Source organism: Pseudomonas sp. GW821-FHT03E01 (assembly GCF_059420765.1).
This window is the reverse complement of sequence record NZ_JBWKUI010000013.1, coordinates 111424-123855: the sequence shown is the minus strand read 5'-3', so window position 1 is coordinate 123855 and position 12432 is coordinate 111424. Positions and strand designations below refer to the sequence as shown.

13 protein-coding genes are annotated in these 12432 nt (G+C 60.4%); 5 read left to right on the top strand and 8 right to left on the bottom strand.

Translation table 11 applies throughout. From position 1 onward, the window contains the following. The first annotated feature begins 134 nt into the window (after positions 1–134). Positions 135–1154, top strand: coding sequence for a DUF4917 family protein (locus AC07VO_RS21855; RefSeq protein WP_018926836.1), 1020 nt, complete (start codon positions 135–137; stop codon positions 1152–1154). 46 nt (positions 1155–1200) lie between these two features. Here the strand turns inward: AC07VO_RS21855 and AC07VO_RS21850 are convergent, their stop codons facing one another. Continuing rightward, positions 1201–1743, bottom strand: coding sequence for a helix-turn-helix domain-containing protein (locus AC07VO_RS21850; protein ID WP_086944809.1), 543 nt, complete (start codon positions 1741–1743; stop codon positions 1201–1203). Between the two features lie 109 nt (positions 1744–1852). Here AC07VO_RS21850 and AC07VO_RS21845 point away from each other — a divergent pair, with 109 nt between their 5' ends. Both AC07VO_RS21845 and AC07VO_RS21840 read left to right on the top strand, forming a co-directional pair. After that, complete coding sequence (locus tag AC07VO_RS21845; protein ID WP_019647929.1) at positions 1853–2635, top strand: aldolase; 783 nt, start codon at positions 1853–1855, stop codon at positions 2633–2635. Between the two features lie 29 nt (positions 2636–2664). After that, positions 2665–3552: a dihydrodipicolinate synthase family protein gene (locus AC07VO_RS21840; protein ID WP_086944808.1), complete on the top strand. Its 888-nt coding sequence runs from the start codon at positions 2665–2667 to the stop codon at positions 3550–3552. Between the two features lie 72 nt (positions 3553–3624). On the opposite strand, the gene AC07VO_RS21835 is transcribed toward AC07VO_RS21840, so the two are convergent. The 3 genes from AC07VO_RS21835 to AC07VO_RS21825 all read right to left on the bottom strand — a co-directional run bounded on the left by AC07VO_RS21835 (position 3625) and on the right by AC07VO_RS21825 (position 5063). After that, the gene (locus AC07VO_RS21835) at positions 3625–3969 is read right to left on the bottom strand and encodes a YegP family protein (protein ID WP_018926840.1); all 345 of its coding nucleotides are present in this window, start codon (positions 3967–3969) and stop codon (positions 3625–3627) included. Positions 3970–4161: 192 nt separating this feature from the next. After that, positions 4162–4467 (bottom strand): ribbon-helix-helix domain-containing protein, encoded by a 306-nt coding sequence (locus tag AC07VO_RS21830; protein ID WP_018926841.1) that lies wholly within the window; start codon positions 4465–4467, stop codon positions 4162–4164. 14 nt (positions 4468–4481) lie between these two features. Next, positions 4482–5063, bottom strand: a complete 582-nt coding sequence (locus AC07VO_RS21825) for a DJ-1/PfpI family protein (protein WP_018926842.1) — start codon at positions 5061–5063, stop codon at positions 4482–4484. 364 nt (positions 5064–5427) lie between these two features. Between AC07VO_RS21825 and AC07VO_RS21820 the strand changes: the two genes are divergently transcribed. Then, positions 5428–6342 carry a DMT family transporter gene (locus AC07VO_RS21820; protein WP_086944807.1) on the top strand — a complete coding sequence of 305 codons (915 nt, stop codon included), beginning with the start codon at positions 5428–5430 and terminating at the stop codon, positions 6340–6342. Here the strand turns inward: AC07VO_RS21820 and AC07VO_RS21815 are convergent. The 4 genes from AC07VO_RS21815 to AC07VO_RS21800 form a co-directional block, all read right to left on the bottom strand. Continuing rightward, on the bottom strand, positions 6332–7558 hold the full coding sequence (locus AC07VO_RS21815; protein WP_086944806.1) for a class I SAM-dependent methyltransferase: 1227 nt from the start codon (positions 7556–7558) through the stop codon (positions 6332–6334). The two genes, AC07VO_RS21820 and AC07VO_RS21815, sit on opposite strands and share 11 nt — an antisense overlap. A gap of 273 nt (positions 7559–7831) precedes the next feature. Further along, complete coding sequence (locus AC07VO_RS21810; protein WP_018926845.1) at positions 7832–8449, bottom strand: TPM domain-containing protein; 618 nt, start codon at positions 8447–8449, stop codon at positions 7832–7834. A gap of 48 nt (positions 8450–8497) precedes the next feature. Next, complete coding sequence (locus AC07VO_RS21805) at positions 8498–9238, bottom strand: TPM domain-containing protein (RefSeq protein WP_064619843.1); 741 nt, start codon at positions 9236–9238, stop codon at positions 8498–8500. 43 nt (positions 9239–9281) lie between these two features. After that, entirely contained in the window at positions 9282–9893 is a 612-nt protein-coding gene (locus AC07VO_RS21800; protein ID WP_138866209.1) for a LemA family protein, read from the bottom strand. Positions 9894–10140: 247 nt separating this feature from the next. On the opposite strand from AC07VO_RS21800, the gene bglX reads away from it, so the two are divergent. Next, positions 10141–12432, top strand: a complete 2292-nt coding sequence (gene bglX, locus AC07VO_RS21795) for a beta-glucosidase BglX (protein WP_018926848.1) — start codon at positions 10141–10143, stop codon at positions 12430–12432.

Here is a 12432-nt window from a genome sequence, read left to right as displayed (position 1 = left end):
CGAATCGGCAATGCCGATTCGGCGGGTGCGCACAGGGTCGACCGATCAGTCACGAGGTATGTTGATCTGGCTCAACGCCCGGGCGTGATAAAGTCGCCGTCCATCAGACCTTTTGCTTCGAGACGACAAACGCAATGACCGATTTCCAGGATGTCGATGCCCAACTTGAAGACTGGAACGCCTTGCGCACCACCGCCTCATTCGGCGGCCTGCTGGTGGGTAACGGCGCCAGCCGCGCCGTGTGGGACGACTTCGGCTACGACTCGCTGTTCGAAAATGCCCGCACCGTCGAAGAAAAACCGCTGAGCCAGTCCGAGCTGAGCGTGTTCGACGCGATGCAGACGCGCAGTTTTGAACAAGTGCTTGGGGCGCTGAAGACCACCAGCCGGGTCAACAAGGCCCTGGCCGTCAGCTCTGCGGCACCGCGCAATCGCTACTACGCGATCAAGGAAGCGCTGATCAACACCGTGCACGCGGTGCATATCCCGTGGCGGCTGGTGAAGCCTTCGACGCTGGCGACGATCAATCAGGAACTGGGCAGCTATCGGACGGTGTTCACCACCAACTACGACTTGCTCAGCTATTGGGCGATCCAGCATCGGCCGGACGTCGTGACCGACCTGTTCCAGGGTGCCGAACCCGGCTTCGATCTGAGTGCCAGCGCCACCGACAAACCACGTTTGCTGTACCTGCACGGCGGCCTGCATCTGGTGCGCAATCAGGACGGCACCGCGCGCAAGTTGATGTCGACCGAGGGAACGTTGCTCGGTAATTTCGCGATCAACAATACGATCAAGACCCTCGACGACGTGCCGCTGTTCGTCAACGAAGGCCCAGCGCAAGACAAGCTCAAGACGATTCGCAGTTCGGATTATCTGTCGTTCTGCTACGACCAGTTACTCGGCCACGGTGACGGGTTGTGCATCTTCGGGCATGCCCTTGGCGAGCAGGACAGTCACATCGCTCATGCACTGCGACAGGCGAAGCCGAAGGTGGTAGCGATCTCGATTTACCCGCGCAGCAAGGCGTTCATCCAGCATCAAAAGCGGCATTACGCGAAGGTGTTCGAGGGGACGGGTGTGGCGTTGCGTTTTTTTGATTCGAAGACGCATGCGCTCGGTAACCCTAAGCTGACCGTGCCGGTCGAGGTCTGACCTGTGGCGAGGGGGCTTGCCCCCTCGCCACAAAAGCCCGATAACCTCATTCCTCGCTGCTATGCACCACCACCAACAACTGCGCCTGCACCTCGCCCACTGACCTGAGGCGATGCGGTTTCTGCGCGTTGAAGTGCAGCGCATCCCCACGATTGAGCAGCACCCGCTCGTTCATGAAGTCCACTTCCACCTGCCCTTCATGGACGAACAGAAACTCTTCCCCCAGGTGTTCCTTGAAGGTTTTGTCGGTGAACTCGCTCGGCGGGTAAATGATGAACGGCAACAGACTGCGCTCACTGACCTGATGGGCCAACACCGCATAACCCGGGCTCTGGTCGTTGGCGGCCAGGGACTGGCGTTCGTCGTTGCGCACCAGGCTGTAGCTGTCGAGGCTGACGTTGTCTTCGGAAAACAATTCCTCGACCTTCACGTTCAGCGCCCTGGCCAGTTTCAGCGCGGCGGCGATCGACGGGGTATTCAACCCGCGCTCGACTTTCGACAGATAGCTCTTGGTCATGCCGGATTTTTCGGCCAGGGCCTCCAGCGTCACGCCAAGTTTTTTTCTCAATAATTTCAAACGGATAGACATGTAGAGCGATTAACCCATCAAGGAGGCAACGATTTATCCTTGCCAATGACACAAAGTGTCATATAGCCTCTTTAGTGTCATTTGCATGCCCCACCCAAAGGACACCGATATGGCCAAGACATTAGCACTACCCAAAGAGCAACTGGTCAAGCAAGCGCTGACACAGATGCAAAACACCCTGGCGGATAATACGTGGACCGACCGGCAAAAGCTGGCCCTGACCTGCCGCATTCTCTTCGAAAACGGCCACGACTCCGGCCTGGCCGGGCAAATCACCGCTCGCGGCCCGCAACCGGGCACCTATTACACCCAGCAACTGGGCCTGGGTTTCGACGAGATCACTTCAGGCAATCTGTTGCTGGTCAACGAAGACCTGGAAGTGCTTGAAGGCCACGGCATGCCCAACCCGGCCAACCGCTTCCATAGCTGGGTGTACCGCGCCCGGCCGGACGTGAACTGCATCATTCACACGCACCCGACTCACGTCGCGGCGCTGTCGATGCTGGAAGTACCGCTGCAGATTTCCCACATGGACCTCTGCCCGCTCTACGACGACTGCGCGTTTCTCGAAGGCTGGCCGGGGGTGCCCGTGGGCAATGAAGAAGGCGAACTGATTGCCGGGGCCTTGGGCGACAAGCGGGCGATCCTGCTTTCCCACCATGGCCAGTTGTCCACCGGCGCGACCATCGAAGAGGCCTGTGTCATTGCGCAACTGATCGAACGCGCAGCGAAGTTGCAGTTGCTGGCCATGGCCGCCGGTGTCATCAAACCGATTCTTCCCGAGCTGGGCCGTGAAGCCCACGACTGGATATCCAAGCCCAAGCGCCACGCCGCCGCGTTCAACTACTACGCCCGGCAGAACCTGCGCCAACACGCCGATTGCCTGAACTGACCCCACTCATTCTTGAAAGGAGAGACGCCATGTCGACCGTAAACATTCACGGCATCATCGGCTACACCATCACCCCGTTCACCGCCCAGGGCGAAGGCGTTGATCTCGACGCGCTCGGGCGTTCCATCGACCGCCTGATCGACAGCGGTGTCCACGCCATCGCCCCATTGGGCAGCACCGGCGAAGGCGCTTACCTGAGCGACGCGGAATGGGATCAAGTCAGCGAATTCAGCCTCCGCCACGTCGCCAAACGCGTCCCGACCATCGTCAGCGTGTCCGACCTGACCACCGCCAAAGCCGTGCGCCGCGCGCGTTTCGCCGAGGCCCACGGTGCCGATGTGGTGATGGTGCTGCCGGCGTCGTACTGGAAACTCAGCGAGGCGGAAATCCTCGCCCACTACCGCGCCATCGGCGAGAGCATCGGCGTGCCGATCATGCTCTACAACAACCCGGCCACCAGCGGCACCGACATGTCGGTGGAGTTGATCCTGCGGATTTTCAACGCGGTCGACAACGTCACCATGGTCAAGGAGAGCACCGGCGATATTCAGCGCATGCACAAACTGCAACTGCTGGGCGAAGGCCGGGTGCCGTTCTATAACGGCTGCAATCCCTTGGCACTGGAAGCGTTCGCGGCCGGCGCCAAAGGCTGGTGCACAGCGGCGCCGAACCTGATCCCGCAGCTCAATCTCGACTTGTACGAAGCGGTATTGGCCAATGATCTGAGCAAGGCTCGCGAACTGTTCTATCGCCAGTTGCCGTTGTTGGACTTCATCCTCAAGGGCGGTCTGCCAGCGACCATCAAGGCCGGTTTGCGCCTGGTCGGGCTGGAAGCGGGCGACCCGCGGTTGCCGGTGTTTGCACTCGGCGAGACTGGCCGCAGTCAGTTGCAGGGTTTGTTGAACGCGTTGCGCTGATCGTCGGGAACACACAAAACCACTGCGGGAGCGAGCCGTCAGGCTCGCTCCCGCAGTGGGTATGCGGTGTGTTTAAAACACCGGCAAGGTCTTGTCCTTGATCACCGTGGTCGGACCGTTGGCCTTGACGCTGGCGATGCCTTTTTCCCTCGCGGCATCGGATGAATAAGACTCGCTGCTGCCAATGATCTCGTGGTTACCGGCCTTCAGATTGAAGTAAGGATGGCCATCCTTGGTGGCTTTTTTCTCGTAGCGTTCGTCCAGCGGGCTATTGGCCTGGACCGAGGCGATTCCGCTATCGACCGCACCGCGCGTGGTATACAGCTCACTGACCAGAATGGTTTCGGCGTTGGCCGCTTTCAACACAAACTTGAACTGACCATTGCTGGTTTTGCTCACTTCGTACCATCCAGACATGCTTGTTCTCCTTGGCGATTGAGAGGTTTCGCGCGTCAGAGTAAAGACCAAGCCAGGTTTTCTGTCGCCTGTACCGGCCTCTTCGCGGGCAAGCCTCGCTCCTACAGATATCTGTGATCGCGGATATGGCGTACATCCGTAGGAGCGAGGCTTGCCCGCGAAGGCGCCCCCGAGGCCGATACAAAAGCCGCCCTACTTCACCCCCGTCCGCACCACCGACAACTCAGGTGCCTGCACCCGGCGCTGGCTCAAATAGCGCATGCAACTGACCCGCAAGAACGAGGCGAAATTCACCACCTCGCCGCGGTAGTCCATCACCTCTTCATACAGTTTGGCGATCAACTGATTGGTGGTCATGCCGTCGACCTCGGCGATTTCGCTGAGGATGTCCCAGAACTGGTTCTCCAGCCGCAGGGTGGTCACCACCCCGCAGATGCGCAGCGAGCGGGAGCGCGATTCGTAGAGAATCGGATCGGCCTTGACGTAGAGCTCGCACATGGGCAGGTCCCTCGTTACAGCGTGATTTTGGTGCCCAGCAACCCGAGAAAACCGGCCAGCCAGCTCGGGTGCGCCGGCCAGGCCGGGGCTGTGGCCAGATTGCCTTGAACGTGGCCTTCCGTCACCGGGATATCGATGTACGTGCCGCCAGCCAGGCGCACTTCCGGGGCACAGGCCGGGTAGGCGCTGCACTCGCGACCTTCAAGAATACCGGCGGCGGCCAGCAATTGCGCGCCGTGACATACGGCGGCGATCGGTTTGCCAGCCTTGTCGAACGCTTGCACCAGCGCCAGGACTTTTTCGTTCAGGCGCAGGTACTCCGGCGCACGACCGCCCGGGATCAGCAGCGCGTCGTAGTCCGCCGCATCGACCTTGGTGAAATCAAAGTTCAGGGCAAACAGATGACCGGGTTTTTCGCTGTAGGTCTGGTCGCCTTCGAAGTCATGGATCGCCGTGCGCACGGTCTGGCCGGCGGTTTTGTCCGGGCAAACGGCATGCACCGTGTGGCCGACCATCAGCAGCGCCTGGAAGGGCACCATCACTTCGTAGTCTTCGACGTAATCGCCAACCAGCATCAGGATTTTTTTAGCAGCCATGGGGAGGACTCCTCTGGAAAATGCGTGGGCCTGCAGGAGTATTCAAGGTAGTCCTTATCCGGCGGGTCGGGTAATAACCGACTACTACGGACGATATGAACTGGATTGGCTTTTTGTGGCGAGGGAGCTTGCTCCCGCTGGGGCGCGAAGCGGCCCTACCGGCTTCGTCAATCAATCGATGGTCTCTGGTTTTGCGACTGCTGCGCAGCCGAACGGGACGGTGCGGCGATCCGACAAGCTCCCTCGCCACAGGGACCGCGCTTAACTGTACGGATAACTCTGCACCCAGCTGTAACAGCGGAAAGCCTCAGGTTTATGGCTAGATAAAGAAACTTCCCGCCACCCTGAATTCTGGTCATCCATCATGTCCTCGCGCGAAAACACCGGCATGGCCCTCGGCCTGCTCGGCGTCGTTATCTTCAGCCTGACCCTGCCCTTCACACGGATCGTCGTGCAGGAACTCCATCCGCTGCTCAACGGCCTTGGCCGGGCGCTGTTCGCGGCAATTCCGGCTGCGCTGTTATTGCTGTGGCGCCGGGAAAAATGGCCCACCTGGAAACAGGTCAAAGGCCTGACACTGGTGATCGCCGGGGTCATCCTCGGCTTCCCGGTGCTGTCGGCCTGGGCCATGCAGACACTGCCCGCCTCCCACGGCGCACTGGTCAACGGTTTGCAACCACTGTGCGTGGCGCTGTATGCCGCGTGGCTGTCCCATGAGCGTCCGTCGAAAGCCTTCTGGGCCTGCGCCGCGCTGGGCAGTGCGCTGGTGCTCGGCTATGCGCTGATCAGCGGAGCCGGCAGTATTCAGGCCGGTGACTTGCTGATGCTCGGGGCGATTGCCGTGGGTGGGTTGGGCTATGCCGAAGGCGGCCGGTTGGCCAGGGAGATGGGCGGCTGGCAGGTGATCTGCTGGGCGTTGGTGCTGTCGACGCCGTTGCTGATTGGGCCGGTGTTGTATCTGGCGCTGCAACATCAGGGCGAGATTTCGGCCAGGACCTGGTGGGCCTTCGGTTATGTCTCGCTGTTTTCGCAGTTCATCGGCTTCTTTGCCTGGTACGCCGGGCTGGCCATGGGCGGCATCGCCCGGGTCAGTCAGATCCAGTTGCTGCAGATCTTCTTCACCATCGCGTTTTCGGCGTTGTTCTTCGGTGAGCACGTCGAGCCGATTACCTGGCTGTTTGCGGCCGGGGTGATCGTGACGGTGATGCTCGGGCGCAAGACCGCAGTGCGCCCGGCGCAACCGGGCACGTTACCGGCGGGGGTTCAGCTCAAGCCTTAGCGACCAGGAACCCGTCAGCCCGCAGCAGGGTTTCCAGGCAATGCTCGCTGATGTGGTAGAAATCCTTCAGTTCCTGAATCTTCACCAACAACTGAGCCGGGTCCACCGGCTCGGCGCGTTTGACCGCCAGAATCATCTTGTTCTTGTTGGTGTGGTCCAGTGAGATGAACTCGAACACCTTGGTCTCGTAGCCGCAGGCTTCCAGGAACAACGCACGCAAACTGTCGGTGACCATTTCCGCCTGCTGGCCCAGGTGCAGGCCGTATTGCAGCATCGGCTTGAGCAGCGCCGGGCTCTGGATCTGCAGGCGGATCTGCTTGTGGCAGCACGGCGAGCACATGATGATCGCAGCGCCGGAACGGATGCCGGTATGAATCGCATAGTCGGTGGCGATGTCGCAGGCATGCAACGCGATCATCACATCCAGCTCGCTCGGCGCCACGCTGCGCACGTCACCGCATTTGAACACCAGCCCCGGATGCTCCAGCTTCGCCGCCGCGCTGTTGCACAGTGTGACCATGTCTTCGCGCAGCTCGACGCCGGTCACCTCACCCTCGGCTTTCAGGGTGCTGCGCAGGTAGTCATGGATCGCGAACGTCAGGTAACCCTTGCCCGAGCCGAAATCCGCCACCCGCACCGGTTTGTCCAGCGCCAGCGGCGAGGAGGTCAGCGCATGGCTGAAGACTTCGATGAACTTGTTGATCTGCTTCCACTTGCGCGACATCGCCGGGATCAGCTCATGCTGGGCGTTGGTCACGCCGAGGTCTTTGAGGAACGGCCGGTTCAGGTCGAGGAAGCGGTTCTTCTCGCGGTTGTGCTCGGCGGACGGCACTTCACGCAATTGCTGAGGTTTGCTCTTGAACAGCGAAGATTTGCCCTTTTTGCTGTATTCGAGCTGGGCTTCGTCGGTCAGTGACAGTAAATGCGCATTTTTGAACGATGCCGGCAACAGCGCGGCAATGGTCGCCACACCTTCGGCAATCGGCAGGTTCTTGGTGATGTCGCGGGTCTTGTAGCGGTAGACGAAGGACAGGCACGGCTGATCCTTGACCGTCAGCTGCTTGATGATCAACCGCTGCAAGTCCGCTTCGCCACCAACGTACTTGGCCAGCACCAGTTTGATGAAGGCATTGGCGTCCAGGCTGGTTTGCAGCAGGTCGATGAACTGGGCGTGGTGATCCGGCGCGAGGCTGGCGGGAGTGGCGGTGACAGACATGGAAAAAACGGCCTCGGGCGGTGCGAATCGGGGAATGGCGGGTATTTTAGGGGGGATGCGGTTCAGGAACACTGTTATTTGCCAAACGGCAAAGATTCTGTGGCGAGGGAGCTTGCTCCCGCTCGGCTGCGCAGCAGTCGCAAAGCAGACAACGAGGTGTGTCTGACAGCGTGTGTTTGCCGGTTTTGGGGCCGCTTCGCAGCCCAGCGGGAGCAAGCTCCCTCGCCACAAAAGCTGCCGAAAGCTCGGGCCGCGTTCGGACGATTTTTTGATTCAGCTCAACACCACCAACCGATTCGGCAATTCATTGCGCACCTGGGTCACCGGCACGTGCACCTTGAGCAACTCGCCGCACGCCTCGATGCACGTCACAAACCCCTGCAACGTCTGCCCCTGCTTCACCTGCTGGGTAAACGTCGCCACAATCGCGTCCCAATTCTTGTTGTCCAGCCGTTTGGAAATCCCTTCATCCACCAGAATTTCCACGTAACGCTCGGCCTCGGAGACAAAAATCAGCATGCCGGTGCCGCCCACGGTGTGGTGCAGGTTCTGCTCCAGGAACTGCCGACGCGCCAGGTTCGACGCACGCCAGTGACGGACCGAGCGCGGGATCAGGCGCGTGGTGACTTTCGGAATCCGGAACACCAGGCACAACACGATGAAGCTGACCCATTGCACCAGCAACAGACTGTGCATGGTCAGCCAACCGGTCAGGTAATGCACGATACCCGGCACCACCAGCGCCAACAGGCTGGCCCAGAGCAGCGGGATATACGCATAGTCGTCGGCGCGGGCCGCGAGCACTGTCACCAGTTCGGCGTCGGTGTCGCGCTCGACCCGGGCAATCGCCTCGGCGACTTTGCGTTGTTCGTGTTCAGTCAGTAATGCCATGTTTATGAATGCCTGCTCGCTATTGTTGTTGTGTTTCCCGCCGTGTCATCACCAGCCGCCCGACGAACCACCGCCGCCGAAACTGCCCCCGCCGCCACTGAAGCCCCCGCCACCGCCGCCAAAACCTCCGCCACCGAAACCACCCCGGCCTCTACCCCCTCCACTTGGCAGAATACCGAACATCTGGCCGACGAATATCGTCAGGATAAACAGCAGCACCAGGAACACGAATATTCCCGGATGCCGCGCAACGAAATCGCTCTCCTGATTGCCACGCGGCTCATACACCGTCGACGGCTCGTTCAGCGGATTGCCCCCCAGCACCACCAGCATCGCCGAAACGCCATCGCTGATGCCCTTGCTGAAATTGCCGGCCTTGAACGCCGGCGTGATCACCTGATTGATGATCACCGAACTCTGCGCATCGGTCAGGCGATCTTCCAGGCCATAACCGACTTCGATCCGCAATTTTCGCTCGGCACGCGCGACAATCAGCAGCGCGCCGTTGTTCTTGTCCTTCTGGCCAATGCCCCAGTAGCGTCCCAGCTGATAACCGAAATCCGCGATGTCGGCGCCCTGCAGGTCCGGCAACGTGACCACCACCAACTGCTCGCCGGTGGACTTCTCGTGGGCATTAAGCTGCTGAACCAGCTGCTCGCGCACCGCTGGCTCGATCATTTGGGCGTTGTCCACCACCCGTCCGGTCAGTTCCGGAAACTTCAACCCGGCCTGGGCCGTCAGGGCAAAGACCCAGAACAACAGCATCAGGCCCACTTTCATCACGCGCATTGGCAACCTCTTCCTTGGTGGCACTTCAAACCCGGTCCGGCGCCTACTGGAACTTCACTTCAGGCGCTTTTTCGGCACCGGGGCTGGTGGCCTCGAAAGTTTCGCGGATCGGCAAGTCGCTGTACAACACGGTGTGCCACAAGCGACCGGGGAAGGTGCGAAGCTCGGTGTTGTATTTCTGCACCGCGAGGATGAAGTCGCGACGCGCCACGGCGATGCGGTTCTCGGTGCCTTCAAGTTGCGATTGCAGCGCCAGGAAGTTCTGGTTGGCCTTGAGGTCCGGATAACGCTCGGACACCACCATCAACCGACTCAGCGCGCCGGTCAGCTGATCCTGCGCCTGCTGGAACTGTTTGAGTTTTTCCGGATTATCCAGCGTGCTCGCATCCACCTGGATCGACGTCGCCTTGGCCCGGGCTTCGACCACTGCGGTCAGGGTTTCTTCCTCATGCCGGGCATAACCCTTGACGGTTTCCACCAGATTGGGGATCAAGTCGGCGCGGCGCTGGTACTGGTTCTGCACCTGGCCCCACGCGGCCTTGGCCTGTTCGTCGAGGGTCGGGATCGTGTTGATGCCGCAACCGGCCAGCAGAGCGGTCAGCAACATCAAGGCTGCAACCTGCAGGCTCGACCGATAGGGGTGTCGTACATTCATCTGGTTGATGCTCCCTTGCACATTGCGTTGATAAAACAACCGGCGAACTTTGACCCCGGCTCTTGGGGCATAATCTGCGCCGCTACTGGATTGCATCGAGCCAATGGGCTAAAAGATGCCCAGCGAAAAAGCAGTAAGAAGTGTGCTGCATTTTTCTGAGCAATACCCAAACAACAATAGTCGCTCCCCAAATTTTGGCTGACCGGCGCGTATTCACTGCCGCTTGGGCCTTTTGAGAAGAACATTCATGAAGAAGCTGTGTTTGCTGGGCCTGTTCGTCAGCCTGGCCAGTCATACCGTATTGGCCGCCACGACGCCCGCACCGATAGAGAACAAGGACGCCTTCATCAGCCATCTGATGAAACAAATGACCCTCGATGAAAAGATCGGCCAGTTGCGCCTGATCAGCATCGGCCCGGAAATGCCTCGGGAGCTGATCCGCAAGGAAATCGCGGCCGGTAATATCGGTGGCACCTTCAACTCGATCACCCGCGCCGAAAACCGTCCGATGCAGGACGCGGCCATGCGCAGCCGGTTGAAGATCCCGATGTTCTTCGCCTATGACGTGATCCACGGCCACCGCACCATTTTCCCGATTCCCCTGGCCCTGGCCTCGAGCTGGGACATGGATGCCATCGGCCGGTCCGGGCGCATCGCCGCCCAGGAAGCCGCGGCTGACAGCCTCGACATCACTTTCGCGCCGATGGTCGACATCTCCCGCGACCCACGCTGGGGCCGCACCTCCGAAGGCTTCGGCGAAGACACTTACCTGGTTTCGCGAATTGCCGGTGTGATGGTCAAGGCCTTGCAGGGCAGCGGTGCGAACGCGGCCGACAGTATCATGGCCAGCGTCAAGCATTTTGCCTTGTACGGCGCGGTCGAGGGCGGTCGCGACTACAACGTCGTCGACATGAGCCCGGTCAAGATGTACCAGGATTACCTGCCGCCCTACCGCGCCGCCATCGACGCCGGTGCCGGCGGGGTGATGGTTGCGCTGAACTCGATCAACGGCGTACCGGCCACCGCCAACACCTGGCTGATGAACGACCTGCTGCGCAAGGAATGGGGCTTCAAGGGCCTGGCAGTCAGCGACCACGGGGCGATTTTCGAGCTGATCAAACACGGCGTCGCCCGCGACGGTCGTGAAGCGGCGAAGCTGGCGATCAAGGCCGGCATCGACATGAGCATGAATGACACGCTCTACGGCAAAGAGCTGCCGGGACTGCTCAAATCCGGCGAGATCGAACAGAAAGACATCGACAACGCCGTGCGCGAAGTGCTCGCCGCCAAGTACGACATGGGTCTGTTCAAAGACCCGTACCTGCGCATCGGCAAGGCCGAGGATGACCCGGCCGACACCTACGCCGAAAGCCGCCTGCACCGCGCCGAGGCCCGTGATGTCGCGCGCCGCAGCCTGGTGTTGCTGAAGAACCAGGGCGATACCCTGCCCCTGAAGAAAACCGCGAAAATCGCCCTGGTCGGCCCTTTGGCAAAAGCACCGATCGACATGATGGGCAGTTGGGCTGCCGCCGGTAAACCTGCGCAATCGGTCACCCTGTTCGACGGCATGACAAATGCCCTCGGCGCGCAGTCGACACTGATCTACGCCCGTGGCGCGAACATCACCGACGACAAGAAAATCCTCGATTACCTGAACTTCCTGAACTTCGATGCCCCGGAAGTAGTGGACGATCCGCGCCCGGCCAACGTGTTGATCGACGAAGCGGTAAAAGCTGCCAAGGATGCTGATGTGGTAGTGGCTGCAGTGGGCGAATCCCGTGGCATGTCCCACGAATCGTCGAGCCGCACCGACCTGAACATCCCGGGTAACCAGCGCGAGCTGATCAGGGCGTTGAAAGCCACCGGCAAACCGCTGGTGCTGGTGTTGATGAATGGCCGTCCGCTGTCGATTCTCGAAGAGAAAGAGCAGGCTGACGCGATTCTGGAAACTTGGTTCAGCGGCACCGAAGGCGGTAATGCCATCGCTGACGTGCTGTTCGGCGACTACAACCCGTCGGGCAAGCTGCCGATCACCGTTCCGCGCTCGGTGGGTCAGATTCCGACCTACTACAACCATCTGAGCATTGGCCGGCCGTTCACTCCCGGCAAACCGGGCAACTACACCTCGCAGTATTTCGAAGACACCACCGGGCCACTGTTCCCGTTCGGCTTCGGCCTGAGCTACACCCAGTTCAGCCTGACCGACATGGCATTGTCGTCGACCACGCTGAACAAGACCGGCAAGCTCGACGCCAGCGTCGTGGTGAAGAACACCGGCAAGCGTGACGGCGAAACCGTGGTGCAGTTGTACATCCAGGACGTGACCGGCTCGATGATCCGCCCGGTCAAGGAACTGAAGAACTTCCAGAAAGTGCTGCTCAAGGCCGGCGAACAGAAAGTCGTGCACTTCACCATCACCGAGGATGACCTGAAGTTCTACAACGCCCAGCTCAAGTACGCCGCGGAACCGGGCAAGTTCAACGTGGAGATCGGCCTGGACTCCCAGGACGTGACGCAGCAGAGCTTTGAGTTGCTGTAA